This is a genomic window from Streptomyces sp. NPDC089799, assembly GCF_040684755.1.
Classification (GTDB): domain Bacteria; phylum Actinomycetota; class Actinomycetes; order Streptomycetales; family Streptomycetaceae; genus Streptomyces.
Window position 1 is genome coordinate 1 of record NZ_JBFBGR010000064.1, and the last position, 17,171, is coordinate 17,171.

Sequence of the window (17,171 nt, forward strand, 5' to 3'; positions counted from 1 at the left end):
GCGGGATGTGCAGATCCACCCCGTCGAGCACCTTGTGCTCCCCGTACGCCTTGCGCAGACCGGTAGCCGAAATGGCCGTCATGACATTCCTCCTCCGAACGGGGCCGCCCCGTCCACTTTTACATCGTTCAAGTCAGGTGGTGGATCATTTGGCAGAAGCGGCTCGCACGCCGGGCGAGCGACCTCTTGAACTTTGTGCAATCCGAGATCCTGATCTACCTTGGTCGCATGCCCCGTGACACGTTGACCCGCGAACAGATCGTTCGGGCTGCCATCGAGCTCCTGGATGCCGAGGGCCTGGAAGGCCTGAACATGCGCAGTCTGGGCAAGCGACTCGGCTCGGCCGCGACCGCGGTCTACTGGCACGTCAAGAACAAGGACAACCTCGTCATACTCGCCAGCGACGAGGTCTGGAACGAGGTCGGTCTACCCGACCTCGACGCCGTCAACTGGCGGACGGCGGCCACCTCCATGGCCCAGGACCTCTACGCGATGATCACCAGGCATCCGTGGCTCGTGATGGCGCTGGCCTCCCAGCCCCTCTACGGGCCGAACAAGGCCCGCCACGACGACCACAGCCTCGCGGTCTACGAGGCGGCCGGCTTCGTCGGCGCGGAAGCCGACCAGGCCACGGCCTCGGTCTTCATGTTCGTTCTGGGCAGCACCCTCGGCATGTCGGCCTCGATTTCCGTGAACAGGCGGCTCAGTCAGGGTGGCGGGAACGCCCAGGCCCTGCTGGAGGAAGCCATGACGCAGGCGACCGAGATCGCCTCGGGTTTCCCCAGGCTGCGCGCCCGGCTCGACGCCTACGCCGATGCCGAGTACGCGGCCGCGCCCGAGAAGAGCTTCGAGTTCGGCCTGCAGGCCGTCCTCGACGGCCTCGAGGACCGGCTCTCGACCCGTCTCCATCGCTGACTCCCCTGATCTGTCTGATCGGTCTGAGGGCTGTGTGTTCCTGCTCCCTCGTTCCTTCTGAAGACAACGCTAGGGGGTCGCCATATCGGCTCGTTATTGCCGGAATATCCGGCTCCTCTTCATACGGGAAAACCCCGCACGGCAGTATGCCGTGCGGGGAATTCCCAGGGCGCGGAGCGCGGGTTCGCGAAGGCCCGTCAGTCGACGCGCACCGCAAGCGAGCGCACACCGGTGAACTCGGGCGACCCGAAGAAGACCGGGGGGACGTCCGGGTCCACGCGCAGGTTCGGGAAGCGGTCCAGCAGCAGGTTGAAGATGATCCGGGTCTCCACCCGGGCCATGGCCGCGCCGATGCAGTAGTGCGAGCCGCGGCCGTAGCCGACGTGCTGGTTGGGCGCCCGGGTGACGTCGAAGACGTCGGCGTTGGGGAACTGGCGCGGGTCGCGGTTGGCCGCGCCCAGCTGGATGGCGACCATCTGGTCCTTGGGGATCGTCACCCCGCCGACCTCGACCTCGGCGTCGGTCGCCCGGTACGAGGTGGTGGCCGGCGTGAAGTACCGCATGACCTCCTCGAACATGCCGGGAACGAGGCTGCGGTCCGCCCTCACCTTGGCGTACTGCTCCGGGAACGCGTCCAGGCACAGCATGGTGTTGCCGATCAGGATCGGGCTGGTGAGGTGGCCGGCGCCGAGCACGGCGACGGCGAAGTTGATGATCTCGTCGTGCGCCATCGGCGTACCGTCGAGGTACTTGAACTCGATCATCAGGCTGAGCAGGTCCTGCTTGGGTTCCTTGCGGCGCTCGTTGATGATGTCGCCGAGGAAGTCGCGCAGCGGGAGCAGCGGGCCCAGGAGCGAGTCGAAGTACTCCTCGCCGCCCTGGTCGACGGTGCTCATCTGGACGTCGGCGTCCATGGTCTGGTCGACGGCCTTGAACATGTGGCGGTGCTCGGCCGGCGTGCCCAGCAGCTCGCTGAAGAGGATGCCCGACAGGTCGTCGATGAAGTCGCCCAGCAGGTCGAAGCGGTCCCGGCCGGCCAGCTTGTCCAGCAGTTCGGTGCCGAGCTTGGTGATGCGCAGCTCCAGGTCGTCCATCGCCTTGGGGCTGAACGCCTTGCCGACCTGGCGGCGCATGTGGATGTGCTCGGGCCCGTTCATCTGGGCCATGTCGCCCTTGATGAGCTTGGCCTGCTCCTCGTCGACGTCGAACAGCCGCGTGGAGTCGGCGGAGAAGGAGTCGTCGCCCAGGACCTGGAGCACCTCCTGGTACCCGGCGACCTGCCAGACGCCCAGGTTCTCGTCGAACGTCACCTTCTCCTCGGGCAGTCGGCCGCGGAGCCAGTACTTGTCCGGCCCCAGGCCCCACCGGTCGGCGAACTCGGTCACGGTCATGTGTCTTCGTTCCCTTACTTGTAGAGGACGTCGAAGGAGCGGACGCCGACCATGTCCGTGGAGGGGAAGAAGGTCACCGGGCTGTCCGGGTTGCTGCGGAAGTTCGGGAAGCGGTCCAGAATCGCGTTGACGGCGATCTTGCCCTCCAGCCGGGCCAGCCGGGTGCCGAGGCAGTAGTGCACGCCGTGGCCGAAGCTGATGGAGTGGTTGGGGCTGCGGGTCGGGTCGAAGACGTCCGGGCGGTCGAACTTCTTCGGGTCGCGGTTGGCCGCGCTCACCCACGGGAGGATCATCTGCTCGGCGGGGATGGTGACTCCGCCGAGCACGGTCTCGCGGGTGGTGACGCGGGACAGCGTGGCGGCCGGCGGGAGCAGGCGCAGGGCCTCCTCGACGGCGCCGGGGACCAGGGAGCGGTCGGCGCGGACGCGCTGCATCCACTCGGGCTCGGTGTCCAGGCAGGCCATGGTGTTGCCGACCATCATGGTGCTGGTGATGTGACCGGTGATCAGCAGCACGTTGGCGATGTTGACGACCTCGTTGTCGGTGAGGCGCTCGCCGTCCTGCTCCGCGTGCATGAGGTAGGTGAGCAGGTCCTCACGGGGCTGCCGGCGGCGCTGGGCCACCTGGTCGGCCATGTAGTCGAGCAGGGGCTTCAGACGGGCCTCGGCGGAGTGGATCTGCTCCTCGATGCCCTCGCCACCGCTGACGAAGTCCAGGCCGGCCATGTTCTCGATGATGTCGAAGGCGACGCCCTTGAAGATGTCGCGCTCTTCGAGCGGGACGCCGAGCAGTTCGGCGATCACGATGACCGGGAGCGGGTAGGCGAGGTCCGCCACCAGCTCGAAGCTGCCCTTCTCCTGGACCTCGTCGAGGAGCTCGTGGGTGATCTTGACGATGCGGTCCTCAAGGCCGTTGATCACGCGTGGGGAGAACGCGGCACCGATGAGCTTGCGGTACTTGCTCTGCTCCGGCGGGTCCATCTGCGAGATGTCACCCTCCTGGAACTTGGGGTCCACCTGCACCGCGGCGTACGCGGCGGTGGCCGCCGAGTAGGTCTCGTAGTCGCCGAGGACCTGCTCGACCTCGTCGAAGCCGTAGGCGCACCAGGTGCCGATCTCCTCGTCGAACTCGACGGCGCTCGCCGGCCGGACGCCGCGCAGCCACTGACGGGTCGGATGGACGTTCCACCGCTCGATGACCTTGGACACTTCTGGTTCCTCTCAGTCTGTCCGCATATGCACGGGTGTCGCGTGGGTGTCGTGTGGGGGGCGCGGGGCGGCCGTGGGCCGGCCGCCCCGCGGCGGTGGTACGGCTACTGGGCGACGGCCATGGCGTCCTGCAGGCTCTTGGGCCGCAGGTCCGTCCAGTGCTCCTCGACGTACGTCAGGCAGTCCGGGCGGGCAGCGGCGCCGTACGCGATGCGCCAGCCGGCCGGGACGTCCGCGAACGCGGGCCACAGCGAGTGCTGCTCCTCGCCGTTCACCACGACGTAGAACTGGCCGTTCTCATCGTCGAACGGATTGCTGCTCATACCTGGACTCCATTTCCATCCGCCTGCTTCGCGGAAATCTCCCGGCCGACGATCCGGCAGATCTCGGCGGCGGGTTCCGGCAGCACCATTTCGTGGTGCGTGGTCTCGATGTCGAACTGCTTGATGGCACCCGTGATGTACGGCTTCCAGAGGTCGCCGTAGCGGGCCTCGGGATTGGGCACGGCGTTGAAGAACAACGCGTCCCCGTGGAAGACCGGCGAATTGAACCCCGGTGTCAGAGAGGTGTGGTTGAGGATGACGCGGACCGCGTTGTCCAGGAAGGACTCGCCGTCCTCGGTCCCGGCCACGCCCGTGAGCTGCTCCTGGAAGTACTCCCGGAGGGCGGCCGCGGTGGGCGAGGCCTGCGTCACCAGGTAGTCGCTGGGGACGCTGTCGAGCATGACCAGCTGCGCGATGTCGTGTCCGCGCCCCTGGAGTTCGGCGGCGATCGCCTGGGCGAACGTACCGCCGATGGAATATCCGGCCAGATGGTAGGGGCCTTCCGGCTGGACCGCCAGGATTTCCCCGACGTAATCCAGGATCATCTCGTCGATCGACTCGGGCAGTTTCGTCCGTCCGTCGAAACCCTTGGCCTGGATTCCGTGGATGGTCTGGTACTGCGGGAGTCGCCCGGCGAATCCGAGGTAGGGCCAGCATATCCCGCCACCCGGGTGAATGAACCAGAGCGTGCTGTCGTTCGGGGCCGAATTCGTCTTGTCGGCACCGCCCTTGATGGAGAGGACCGCGCCGAAGGGGTCGCCCTGGACGCCGCCGGCGGCTCCTTCCGCCTCCAGGTAGCCGGCCAGGTCGGCGACCGTCGGCGAGTCGAACACCGCGCGGAGCGGCAGGTTGACGCCGAGGACCACCCGGATCCGGCTGATCAGCTTCGAGGCGAGCAGGGAGTGGCCGCCGAGGACGAAGAAGCTGTCGTCGATGGTCACCGACTTCAGGCCGAGGACCTCGGCGAACAGGCCGCAGAGGATCTCCTCGCGCGGGCTGCGCGGGGCCCGGCCGGCCGACTCGCCGGCCCAGTCCGGGGCGGGCAGGGCCCGCTTGTCCAGCTTGCCGCTGAGGGTGAGCGGGACCTCCTCGATGAGCACGAGCGCCGAGGGGACCATGTGCTCCGGCAGCCGCTCCCGCAGGTGGGCGCGGACCCCGGCGATCAGCTCCGCCGTGGCGTCGGCCGCGGCGGGCACCAGGTAGCCCACCAGGCGGCGGTCGCCGCGCCGGTCGTCGACCACGACCACGGCCCGGTCCACGCCGGGGTGCGCGGTCAGGGCGGTCTCGATCTCGCCGAGCTCGATGCGGAAGCCGCGGATCTTGACCTGGTCGTCCGCCCGGCCGTGGAAGACGAGTTCGCCGTCCGCGTTCCAGGAGACCACGTCGCCGGTCCGGTACATCCGCTCGCCGGGCCGGCCGAACGGGCAGGCCACGAAGCGCTCCGCGGTCACCTTCTGCTTGCCCAGGTACCCGCGGGCCACACCGGGACCCGCCAGGTACAGCTCGCCGGCGACGCCGGCCGGGACGGGCTGGAGCGTGGCGTCCAGCACGTACGCCCGGGTGTTGTGGATGGGCGTTCCGATCGGGAAGACCCGGCCGTCGGGGGCCATCGGCGGGGCCATGGTGGCGCACACCGTGGTCTCCGTCGGGCCGTAGACGTTCATCATCCGGCGTCCTGGCGCCCAGACAGCGGCGAGCTCCGGCGGAGTGGCCTCACCACCGACCAGCAGGGAAACGACGCTGGTCAGAGAGTCGGCGGGGAGCGACGCGAGCATGGCGGGCGGCAGCATCATATGTGTCACCTCGTGCCGGTCGACGGTGTCGGCCAGCGGCAGCCCGGGGGCCAGCTTCTCCTTGTCGGCGACCACCAGGGCGGCACCGGAGAGCAGCACGGTGAACATCTCGCAGACGGACACGTCGAAGCTCGGCGAGACCAGCTGGAGCATCCGGCTGTCGGCGGTGACCGCCATGGCCTCCACGTGGGCGGCGACCAGGCTCGCGATGCCTCGGTGGGTGACCACGGTGCCCTTGGGCTTGCCCGTGGAGCCGGAGGTGTAGATGACGTACGCGGCACTGTCGAGCGTGGCGAACCGTCCGGCCGGCGCACTTTCGGAAGCAGTGATTCCGGTTGTGCTGCCGGCGGTGACCTCGTCGACCCGGAGGGTCGGCAGGCCGTGTCCGGCGAGGACCTCTGCCGCGGCCGCGTCGACCACGGCCAGGCGGGCTCCGGAGTCCTCGACCATGTAGGCGATGCGCTCGGCCGGGTAGGTGTGGTCGACGGGCAGGTACGCACCGCCGGCCTTGGTCACGCCCAGCAGGGACACCACCAGGTCCGGCGAGCGGCGGGTGGCCACGGCCACCACCGTCTCCGCTCCCACCCCGCGCTCGACGAGGGCGTGGGCGACCAGGTTCGCGCGCGCGTCGAGCTCGCGGTAGGTCAGCGAGCCGTCCTCGTGGATGACGGCCACGGCGTCCGGGGTGGCGGCGGCCTGCCGCTCGAAGAGCTCGGCGACGGTGCCGTCCCGGGTGGGCTTCGCGGTGTCGTTGAGGCCGGTCAGCAGCTGCTCCCGTTCGGCCGGGGGCACCATGTCCACCGCGCCGAGCGGTACGTCGGGATCGGCGACCAGCTGGTTCAGCACCCGGGCGAAGCGGGCCGCGATGCCCTCCGCCGCGGCCTGCTCGAACACGTCCTCCTGGTACTCCATCACCACGTGCAGGGAGTCGTCGGCGGCGGCCGCGATGCCCAGCGGGTAGTGGGTGCCGTTGGCGGTGCCGACCCCGGTGATCGCGATGCCGCCGTTGACGGAGGCGTCCACCAGGCCGTCCCGGTCCATCGGGAAGGACTCGAACACCACCACGGTGTCGAACAGCTTGCTCAGCCCTGTGCTCCGGGTGATCTCGGTCAGGCCGATGTGGTGGTGGTCCATCAGCGGGCCCTGCCGGTCCTGCAGGCCGGTCAGCACCTGGCGCAGGGTGTGCCACGGGGACAGCTCGGCGCGCACCGGGAGGGTGTTGATGAACAGGCCGACCATGGACTCCACGCCCGGCACGGCCGGCGGCCGGCCGGAGACGGTGGTGCCGAACACCACGTCCTGGCGGCCGGTCAGCTGTGCCAGCACCGTGGCCCAGGTGCCCTGGACCAGCGTGTTCAGGGTGACGCCCAGGTCTGCGGCGCTGCGCACCAGTTCCCGCGCCGTCTCGGAGGACAGCGGGATCTCGATCTGGCCGACCCGCTCGGGGTCCACCTCGGACCCGGCGTGGGGCGCGATCAGGGTGGGCTCCTCGACCCCGGCGAGCTCGGTCGCCCAGGCCCGGCCGGACTCCTCGGCGTCCTGCTCCGACATCCACGCCAGGAAGTCCCGGTACTTGCGGGCCCGAGGCAGGACGGAGGCGTCACCGGAGGACCCGTACAGGCGCAGCAGCTCCTGCATCAGGATGCTCAGCGACCAGCCGTCGAGCAGGGCGTGGTGCGAGGTGAGCAGCAGCTCCGCGGTGTCGGGGCCGGTGAGGGCCAGCGACATGCGCAGCAGCGGGGCGCGGGTCGGGTCGAACCGGTTGGCCTGGTCCTCGGCGTGGAAGCGCTCCAGCTCCTCGGCCCGGTGCCGCGGGTCGAGGCCGCGGAGGTCGGTGAACTCCCAGGGGAGCTCGACGTCGTCCAGGACGAGCGCCACCTGGTTGCCGGCCGCGTCGGGGACGAAGGCGGTGCGCAGGTTGGCGTACCGGTCGAGGAGGGCCTGGCCGGCGGTCCGCAGGCGGGCCGGGTCGACCGCGCCGGAGAGGTCGTACACCACCTGGACGTGGTAGGCGTCGTAGGTGGAGTCGGCCATCAGCGACTCGAAGAGCAGGCCGGACTGGAGCGGGGTGAGCGGCCACACGTCGGTGAGGGACGGGTGGCGGCGCTCCCAGACCTCCAGTTCGCTCTGGCGGACCGAGACCATCGGCACGTCGGAGGGGGTGAGGCCGCCGGCGCCGGGCTGCGCGACGTGGCGGGCGAGGCCCTCCAGCGCGGTCCGCCACAGGCGGGCGAGCTCCTCGACGTCCGCGCGGTCCAGGACGCCCGAGGGGAAGCCGAACCGGACGCCGAGCTGGGGGCCTTCGGCGGTGTCGGTGACGGCCGCGTTGATCTCCAGGGTGGACATGACGGGCATGTCGGCGTCGGGGACGGCGATGAGCCCGCTCATGCCGGGGGTCTGGGTCCAGCCGAGGCCGCGGAGCTCCTCGGGCATGTCGGCGGTGGAGAAGCGGCCCAGGTAGTTGAAGGCGATCTGGCCGATGCCGTGGTCCTTCAGCTGCGGTGCGGTCTCCTCGTTGAGGTAGCGCAGGAGGCCGTAGCCGAGGCCCTTGTCGGGGATCCGGAGCAGCTGCTCCTTGACCGCCTTGATCGCGCTGCCGGCCGCGGCGCCGCCGGCGAGGGCGTCGTCCACGTCGGCTTCGCCGATGTCGAGGCGGACCGGGAACATGCTGGTGAACCAGCCGATGGTGCGGGACAGGTCGGCGCCGGGCACGGCGCCTTCCTCGCGGCCGTGGCCCTCCAGCTTCACCAGCAGGGAGGACTCGTCGATGCCGCGGGCGCGGCGCCACTTGGCGACGGCGACGGCGAGGGCGGTGAGCAGTCCGTCGTTGACGCCGCCGCGGAAGGCGGCGGGTACGTCGGTCAGCAGGGCCTCGGTGGCCCAGTCCGGCAGGTTCAGCCAGACGTGGTCCACGGTGGAGACGACGTCGACCGCGGGGTCGATGTCGCGGGAGCCGAGCAGCGGGTCCGGGCCTTCGACCACGGACTTCCACAATTCCAGCTCGGCGACCCGGCCGGGCGAGACGGCCTCGTCGGTGAGGGCCTTGGTCCAGCGGCGGACGGAGGTGCCGACGGCGGGGAGCTCCGGCTCCCGGCCGTCGCGGATCTTCCCCCAGGCCTCGGCGAGGTCGGGGAGCAGGATGCGCCAGGACACGCCGTCGACGACCAGGTGGTGGAGGATCACCAGCAGCCGGCCGGTGCCCTGCGGGGCGTCGAACCAGACGAACTGGGCCATCGTCCCGGCGGCCGGGTCCAGGCGGCCGGTGGCGGCGTCCAGTTCCTCGGTGGCGCGGGCCAGCCATGCCTCGTCGTACGCGCCGTCCCAGGCGATGCGGGTCACCAGGGAGGCGAGGTCGGTCGAGCCCTGCGGGTCGACGACCATGCCGCCGTCGGCGAGCCGGGAGCGGAGCAGGTCGTGCCGGTCCCAGACCGCGCCGAGGGTGGCCAGCAGGCCGGCCTCGTCGATGCCGGCGGGCAGGTCGGCGACGGTGGACATGGTGAACCGGCCGTGGCCGCCGCCGAGTTCCATCAGGTAGCGGGCCACCGGGAGCAGCGGCATGAAGCCGGTGCCGCCGCCCTCCAGCTCCTCCAGGACCACCGCGGCGACCGTGCGGGCGGCGGCGATCAGGGCGAGTTCGGCGACCGTGCGGTGCTGGAAGACCTCGCGGGGGCTGACCTCGACGCCGCGGGCGCGGGAGCGGGAGACGACCTGGATGGAGCGGATGCTGTCGCCGCCGATGGCGAAGAAGTCGTCGTCCACACCGACCCGGTCGGTGCCCAGGACCTCGGCGAAGACGGCCGCCAGGGTCTCCTCGACCTCGTTGGACGGGGCCCGGTAGACCTCGCCCTTGAAGACGGGGTCGGGGAGGGCGGCGCGGTCCAGCTTGCCGTTGGGGGCGAGCGGCAGCCGGTCCAGGACCACGAACGCGGACGGGACCATGAACTCGGGCAGCCGGGCCGCGGCGAAGCGGCGCAGGTCGGGCACGGACACACCGGCGGTGAGGTCCAGGCTGTTCTTCCTGGCGGCTTCCTCGCCGGCGTCGCCGGTGCGGACCGGGACGACGTAGCCGACGAGTTGCTTGCCGTCGCCGGCGCCTCCGCGGACGACGACCACTGCCTGCTCGACGTCGGGGTGGGCGGTCAGGGCCGCCTCCACCTCGCCCGGCTCGATCCGCAGGCCGCGGATCTTGACCTGGGCGTCACCGCGGCCGACGTACTCCAGGCGGCCTTCGGCGGTCCAGCGGGCCAGGTCTCCGGTGCGGTACATCCGGGAGCCGGCCGGGCCGAACGGGTCGGCGACGAACCGCTCCGCGGTCAGGGCGGCCCGACCGCGGTAGCCGCGGCCCAGGGAGCTGCCCGCGACGTAGAGCTCGCCCGCGACGCCCGGGGGGACCGGGGTCAAGCCGGAGCCGAGGACGTACGCGCGGACGTTGCCGAGCGGGGTGCCGATCGGGGCGCCCGCGGCACCGTCCACGGCCTGGTCCGCGGGGAGGGCGAAGGCGGTGGCGTAGAAGGATTCGGTCTGGCCGTAGCCGTTGACCACGCGGACGCCGGGGAAGGCGGTCCGGGCCCGCTCGATGAGGGAGGCCGGGAGGGCCTCGCCGGCGAACACCAGGGTGTCCACCTGCGTCGTGCCGGCGATCTGGTCGAGCAGTTCGGCGAAGACCGACGGGACGGAGCTGATCACGGCGCCCGACCAGGAGTCGCGCTCGCCGAGCTCCAGCACGTCGCGGACGATCTCGGCGGTGCCGCCGGTGGTGAGGGCGGTCATGATCTCGAACACCGACACGTCGAAGTTGACGGAGGTGCCGGCCAGGACGCGGGCGCCCCGGCCGATGCCGAGCGCGTCCACCAGGCCGGGCAGCGCGGCGGTCACGTTGCCGTGGGTGACGGTGACGCCCTTGGGGACCCCGGTGGAGCCCGAGGTGTACATCACGTACGCCGTGTTTCCGGGCCGCAGGGTGACGGCGGGTGCGGTCGCGTCGCCGGCCGTCGGGTCGAGCTCGCCGAGGGACAGCCGCGGGGTGGCGTGCTCGGGCAGCACCGGGGCGGCCTCCTCGTCGACGAGGAGGAGCTCCGGGGCGGCCTGGTCGAGCATCAGTCCGAGGCGGGCGCTGGGGTAGCGCGGGTCGATCGGCAGGTAGGCGGCGCCGGACTTGAGGATGCCGAGCATCGCGACGACCAGGTCGGCGGAGCGGGACACGGCCAGGCCGACCAGCGACTCCGCGCCGATCCCCCGCGCGGTCAGGGCGCGGGCCACCCGGTTCGCGCGCTCGTCGAGCTCGCGGTAGGTGAGGGTGGTGTCGCCGTGGACCACGGCGGGTGCGTCGGGGGCGGCGTCCGCCTGCCGGGCGAACAGCTCCGGGATGGTGGCGGCGGGTACGGCGTCCTCGGCGTCGGTGCGGCCGGCAAAGCCCGCGAGGAGTTCGCGCTCGCCGTCGACGAGCACGTCCAGTGCGCTGATCGGCTGTTCCGGGGCGGCGACGAGCTGGCCGACGACCCGGGTGAACCGGTCGGCGAGCTTCTCGACGGTGGTCCGGTCGAACAGGTCGGTGGCGTACTCCAGGTAGCCGATGACTCCCTGGCCGGGGATGTCGCCCATGTTGAAGAACAGGTCGAACTTCGCGGTGGCGGTGGCGGAGGGCTCCCACGTGACCGTCAGGTCCCGCATCTCGAAGTCCTCGCGGGTGATGTTCTGCCAGGCGAACATGACCTGGAACAGCGGGTGGTAGGCGGTGGAGCGCTCCGGGTTGAGGATCTCCACCAGGCGCTCGAACGGCGCCTCCTGGTTGTCGTAGGCGGTGAGGGCCTTGCCGCGGACCTGCTTCAGCACCTCCTCGAAGGTGGGGTTGCCGGAGACGTCGGCGCGGAGCACCCAGGTGTTGACGAAGAAGCCGACGAGTTCGGCCAGTTCGGCGTCGGTGCGGTTGGCGATGGGCGAGCCCATGGTGATGTCGTCGCCGCTGCCGAGGCGGCCCAGCAGCACCGCGAGGGCGGCCTGCAGGACCATCGCGGCGGTCGCGCCGTTGGCGCGGGCGAGTTCCTCGACCGCGGCCGAGACCTGCGGGGCGAGGCCGAACTCCACGATGTCGCCGCGGTGGGTCGGGGCCGGCGGGCGGGGCCGGTCGGCGGGCAGCGGGAGCGGCTGCGGGACGCCGGCGAGCTCCTGCCGCCAGTACGAGGCCTGCGCGGTGAGCACGCTGTCGGGGTCCTCGGCCTCGCCGAGCAGCTCGCGCTGCCACAGCGTGTAGTCGACGTACTGGACCGGCAGTTCGTCCCAGTCGGGGGCGTTGCCGTCCCGCCGGGCCGCGTAGGCGGCGCCGAGGTCGCGGGCGATCGGTGCCATCGACTCGCCGTCGACGGCGATGTGGTGGATGACCAGGACGAGGCGGTGCTCCCGGGCGCCGGAGCGCAGCAGGGCGGCCCGGACCGGGATCTCCGTCGCCATGTCGAAGGGGCGTTCCAGCACCTCGGAGACCGCGGCGGAGACGCCGTCGGCGGCGATGTCGACGAGCGGGACGGCCAGGTCGGTGGCGTCCACCGGGACGACGTGCTGGTAGGGGTGGCCGTCGGCGTCCTCGACCATCAGGGTGCGGAGGGTCTCGTGGCGGGCGACGACGTCGCGCACGGCGGCCCGGAGGGCCTCGGCGTCCAGCACTCCGGCGAGCTTGAGCACGAAGGACTGGTTGTACGTGGAGGAGGGTCCCTCGAAGCGGTCCACGAACCACAGGCGGCGCTGGGCGTAGGACAGCGGGATCCGCTCGGGCCGGGGCTCGGCGCGGCGGAGCACCGGGCGGGCCGGGCCGGCCGTGGTCAGGTGCCGGGCGAGTTCGGCGACGGTGGGCGCGTCGAAGACCAGGCGGACCCGGAGGTCGGCGCCGAGGGTGGCGCGGATCCGGTTGACCAGGCGGGTGGCGAGCAGGGAGTGGCCGGTGCGGGCGAAGAAGTCGTCGTCGATGCCGACCCGGTCCACGCCGAGGACCTCGGCGAAGAGGCGGCAGAGGACCTCCTCGTTCGCGTTGCGCGGGGCCCGGTAGGGGGTGCCGGTGAAGTCGGGCTCGGGCAGCGCGGCCCGGTCGACCTTGCCGTTGGGCAGCAGCGGGAACGCGGCCAGGGTGACGAAGGCGGCGGGGACCATGTGGTCGGGCAGCCGGGCGGACATCCAGCCGCGGAGGTCCGCGGGAGCCTGCCCGTCGACCGGGACCAGGTAGGCGGCGAGGTACGTGGAGCCGTTGCCGCCCTGGCCCTTGCGGGCCACGACCAGGGCCTGGGAGACCCCGTCGTGCTCGGCGAGGACGGCCTCGACCTCGGCGGGCTCGACGCGGACGCCGCGGATCTTGACCTGGCCGTCGCCGCGGCCGACGTACTCCAGGCGGCCGTCGGCGGTCCAGCGGGCCAGGTCTCCCGTGCGGTACATGCGGGAGCCGGCCGGGCCGAACGGGTCGGCGGTGAACCGCTCCGCGGTCAGGGCGGCCCGACCGCGGTAGCCGCGGCTGAGGGAGGCGCCGGCGACGTACAGCTCGCCGGTGACCCCGGGCGGCACCGGCAGCAGGCCGGCGCCCAGGACGTAGGCGCGGACGCCGGGGAGGGGCTCGCCGATGGGCGTGCTCGCGCCGCCGGTCCACTCCTCGCCGTCGCCGAGGGAGAAGGCGGTGGCGTAGAAGGATTCGGTCTGGCCGTAGCCGTTGACCACGCGGACGCCGGGGAAGGCGGTCCGGGCCCTGGCCACCAGGGAGGCCGGCAGGCCCTCGCCGGCGAAGACCAGCGCCTTGGGGCTGATCCGGCCGGGCAGGTCGTCCAGGAGTTCGGCGAAGGCCGAGGGGACGGAGCTGATGACGTCGGCGGTCCAGTCGTCGCGCTCGCCGAGGGCGAGGACGTCGCGGACGAGTTCGACGGTGCCGCCGGTGGACAGCGCGGAGAAGACCTCGAACACCGAGACGTCGAAGTTGACGGAGGCGCCGGCCGCGACGCGGGCGCCCGGTCCGGTGCCGAGGGCGGCGACCAGGCCCGGGAGGGCGTTGGTGATGTTGCCGTGGGTGACGGCCACGCCCTTGGGGATGCCGGTGGAGCCGGAGGTGTACATCACGTAGGCGATGTGGTCCGGGGTGAGCGGCACGGCCGGGTCCGAGGGGTCGCCGCCGTCCTGCTCGACCTCCGCCAGGAACGCCGCGGGGACGTCGGCGGCGGGCAGGACGCCCTGTGCGGCGGCGTCGGTGAGGACCAGCGAGGGGGCTGCGTCGGAGAGGATGAACTCCAGGCGCCGGCTCGGGTACTCGGGGTCGACGGGTACGTAGCCGGCCCCGGACTTGAGGACGCCGAGCAGGGCGACGACCAGGTCGACGGTGCGCGGCAGGGCCACGGCGACCACGGACTCGGGGGTGACGCCGCGGGCGATGAGGCCGCGGGCCAGCCGGTTGGCGCGCTCGTCGAGCTCGCGGTAGGTGAGGGACTGCCCGCCGTGTACGACGGCCACGGCGTCGGGGGTGGCCGCGGCGCGGGCCGCGAACACCGCCGGGACGGTGGTGCCCGGGCCGGAGGCGGGGGTGCCGGCGCCGCGCAGCACCTGCTCGCGCTCGCCGGGGGCGAGGACGTCCACGGAGGCGACGGGCGCGTCCGGGGAGGCCACGAGGTGGGCGAGGACCCGCTCGAAGCGCTCCGCGAGGGTGTCGACGGCGGACCGGTCGAGCACGTTGGCCTGGTACTGCAGGGACAGCTTCAGGTTGGGGTCGGCGTCGGCCATCACGGTGACCGGGTAGTGGGTGCCGCTGAACGGGGTGATGCCGGTGATGGCGACCCCGGAGGAGGCGTTGGCCTCGCTCAGTCCGACGTGGTCGACGGGGTAGGACTCGAAGACCACGATGGTGTCGAACAGCGTGTTCGTGCCGGCGGCCTGGTGGATCTCGGTCAGGCCGTAGTTGTGGTGGTCGAGCAGGGCGCCCTGCCGGTTCTGCAGGGAGCGCAGCAGCTCGGCGAAGGACTCGCCGGGGGCGCACCGGACCCGCACGGGCAGGGTGTTGATGAACAGGCCGACCATGGACTCGACGTCCTGGACGGCCGGCGGGCGGCCGGAGACGGTGGCGCCGAAGGCGACGTCCTGGCGTCCGGTCAGCTGGGCCAGCAGGACCGCCCAGGCGCCCTGGACCAGGGTGTTGAGGGTGACGCCGAGGTCGGCGGCGCGGGCGGACAGCTCCAGCGACAGGTTGCCGGTCAGCGGGACCTCGACGTGGCCGACGTCGTCGCTGTGGGTGTCGGGGCCCTTGTCGGGGACCAGCAGGGTGGGCTCGTCGAAGCCGTCGAGCTCGTCGGCCCAGGCCTCGGCGGCCGCGTTCCTGTCCTGGTCGGCGAGCCAGACCAGGAACTCGCGGAAGCCGCGGACCCGGGGCAGGGCGGTGGCGTCGCCGCCGGTGCCGTAGAGGCGCAGCAGGTCCTGCATCAGCCAGGGCACCGACCAGCCGTCGAAGAGCACGTGGTGGGCGGTGAAGACCAGCGCGGACCGGTCGGGGCCGCGGCTGACCAGGGTGAGGCGGAGCAGCGGCGGGGCGACCGGGTCGAAGCGCCGGCCGCGGTCCTCGGCGAGGAACTGCTGGAAGGCGGCCTCGCCGTCGGCCTCGCCGGTCAGGTCGATGTGCCGCCAGGGCAGCTCGACGTCGTTCAGGACGAGGGAGACGAGGTCGCCGGCCTCGTCGGAGACGAAGGCGGTGCGCAGGTTGGCGTACCGGTCGAGGAGGGCCTGGCCGGCGGCCCGCATGCGGGCGGCGTCGACGGGGCCGGACAGGTGGTACGCGAACTGCATCTGGTAGGCGTCGTAGCCGGCGTCGGCGGCTCCGTCCGCGGCCCCGTCGGACAGCATGGACTCGAAGAGGAGTCCGTTCTGCAGCGGGGTGAGCGGCCAGACGTCGGTGAGGGAGGGGTAGCGGCGCTCCCAGGTCTCCAGTTCGCGCTGGCGGACGGTGACCAGGGGCACGTCGGAGGGGGTGAGGCCGCCGGCGCCGGGCTGCGCGACGTGGCGGACCATGCCCTCCAGGGCGGTCTGCCAGAGCTCGGCGAGCTGCTCGACGTCCTCGCGGGCCAGGATTCCGGTCGGGAAGCCGAACCGGGCGGTGAGCTGCCCGGAGTCGGTGACCAGGGCGTTGATCTCCAGGGTGGACATGACGGGCATGTCGGCGTCGGGGACGGCGATCAGCTCGTTGGTGCCGGGGGCCTGGGTGAAGCCGAGGCCGCGGAGCTCCTCGGGCATGTCCGCCGAGTTGAAGACGCCCAGGTAGTTGAAGGCGATCTGGCCGGTGGGGTGCTGTGCCAGGACGGCCGCGGTGTCCTCGTTGAGGTAGCGCAGGAGGCCGTAGCCGAGGCCCTTGTCGGGGATCCGGAGCAGCTGCTCCTTGACGGCCTTCAGGACGGTGCCGGCCGCGGCGCCGCCGGTGAGGGCGTCGTCGGCGTCGGCTTCGCCGATGTCGAGGCGGACCGGGAACATGCTGGTGAACCAGCCGATGGTGCGGGACAGGTCGGCGCCGGGCACGGCGCCTTCCTCGCGGCCGTGGCCCTCCAGCTTCACCAGGAGCGAGGACTCGTCGGTGCCGCGGGCGCGGCGCCAGGTGGCGACGGCGACGGCGAGCGCGCCGAGGAGTCCGTCGTTGACGCCGCCGCGGAAGGCGGCCGGGACGTCGGCGAGCAGGGCGCCGGTGGTCTCGGCGGGGACCTTGAGCCAGACGTAGTCGACGGAGGAGATGACGTCGACCGCGGGGTCGATGTCGCGGGAGCCGATGAGCGGGTCCGGGCCTTCGACCACGGACTTCCACAGCTCCAGCTCGGCGGTGCGGGCGGGGCTGTGGGCCTCGTCCACGAGGGCCTTGGTCCAGCGGCGGACGGAGGTGCCGACCGCGGGGAGCTCCGGCTCCCGGCCGTCGCGGATCTTCCCCCAGGCCTCGGCGAGGTCGGGGAGCAGGATGCGCCAGGACACGCCGTCGACGACCAGGTGGTGGAGGCTGATGATCAGGCGGCCGGCGCCCTGTCCGGCGTCGAACCAGACGAACTGGGCCATCGTCCCGGCGGCCGGGTCCAGGCGGCCGGTGGCGGCGTCCAGCTCCTCGGTGGCGCGGGCGTACCAGGCGTCGTCCCAGGTGCCGTTCCACTCCACGCGGTGGATCAGGGAGTCGAGGTCGACGGAGCCCCGGGGGGCGACGGTCATGCCGTCCTCGACGAGCGTCGAGCGGAGCAGGTCGTGCCGGTCCCAGACCGCGCCGAGGGTGGCGGCGAGGCCGTCGCGGGTGATGCCGGCGGGCAGGTCGGCGACGGTGGACATGGTGAACCGGCCGTAGCCGCCGCCGAGTTCGAGGAGGTAGCGGGCCACGGGCAGCAGCGGCATGAAGCCGGTGCCGCCGCCCTCCAGCTCCTCCAGTACGACGGCCTGGCCGACCCGGCCGCCCGCGAGCAGCGCGAGTTCGGCGACGGTGCGGTGCTGGAAGACCTCGCGGGGGCTGACCTCGACGCCGCGGGCGCGGGAGCGGGAGACGACCTGGATGGAGCGGATGCTGTCGCCGCCGAT

General features: G+C 72.1%; 5 protein-coding genes and 1 pseudogene. 1 reads left to right on the forward strand and 5 read right to left on the reverse strand.

The genetic code is table 11. The annotated features are described in order from the left end of the window. The first annotated feature begins 228 nt into the window (after window positions 1-228). A complete protein-coding gene (locus AB0O36_RS36305; protein WP_365118101.1) occupies window positions 229-915 on the forward strand; it encodes a TetR/AcrR family transcriptional regulator C-terminal domain-containing protein in 687 nt (228 codons plus the stop codon). Window positions 916-1,112: 197 nt separating this feature from the next. On the opposite strand, the gene AB0O36_RS36310 is transcribed toward AB0O36_RS36305, so the two are convergent. From AB0O36_RS36310 to AB0O36_RS36330, 5 genes and pseudogenes are all read right to left on the reverse strand, one after another. Then, entirely contained in the window at window positions 1,113-2,306 is a 1,194-nt protein-coding gene (locus AB0O36_RS36310; protein ID WP_365118104.1) for a cytochrome P450, read from the reverse strand. A gap of 14 nt (window positions 2,307-2,320) precedes the next feature. Then, a complete protein-coding gene (locus tag AB0O36_RS36315; protein ID WP_365118105.1) occupies window positions 2,321-3,514 on the reverse strand; it encodes a cytochrome P450 in 1,194 nt (397 codons plus the stop codon). Between the two features lie 104 nt (window positions 3,515-3,618). Continuing rightward, a complete protein-coding gene (locus AB0O36_RS36320; RefSeq protein WP_365118107.1) occupies window positions 3,619-3,837 on the reverse strand; it encodes an MbtH family protein in 219 nt (72 codons plus the stop codon). Next, the gene (locus AB0O36_RS36325) at window positions 3,834-16,991 is read right to left on the reverse strand and encodes an amino acid adenylation domain-containing protein (RefSeq protein ID WP_365118109.1); all 13,158 of its coding nucleotides are present in this window, start codon (window positions 16,989-16,991) and stop codon (window positions 3,834-3,836) included. The genes AB0O36_RS36320 and AB0O36_RS36325 overlap by 4 nt, the downstream gene beginning before the upstream one ends. Window positions 16,992-17,111: 120 nt before the next feature. Next, a pseudogene (locus AB0O36_RS36330) lies at window positions 17,112-17,171 on the reverse strand (hypothetical protein); the annotation flags it as partial.

Excerpts from the sequence above, each read along its gene's own strand:
- AB0O36_RS36305 (WP_365118101.1), top strand. The coding sequence starts at position 229 with ATGCCCCGTGACACGTTGACCCGCGAACAGATCGTTCGGGCTGCCATC.
- AB0O36_RS36310 (WP_365118104.1), bottom strand. The coding sequence starts at position 2,306 with ATGACCGTGACCGAGTTCGCCGACCGGTGGGGCCTGGGGCCGGACAAG.
- AB0O36_RS36320 (WP_365118107.1), bottom strand. The coding sequence starts at position 3,837 with ATGAGCAGCAATCCGTTCGACGATGAGAACGGCCAGTTCTACGTCGTG.
- AB0O36_RS36325 (WP_365118109.1), bottom strand. The coding sequence starts at position 16,991 with ATGCCGCTGCTGCCCGTGGCCCGCTACCTCCTCGAACTCGGCGGCGGC.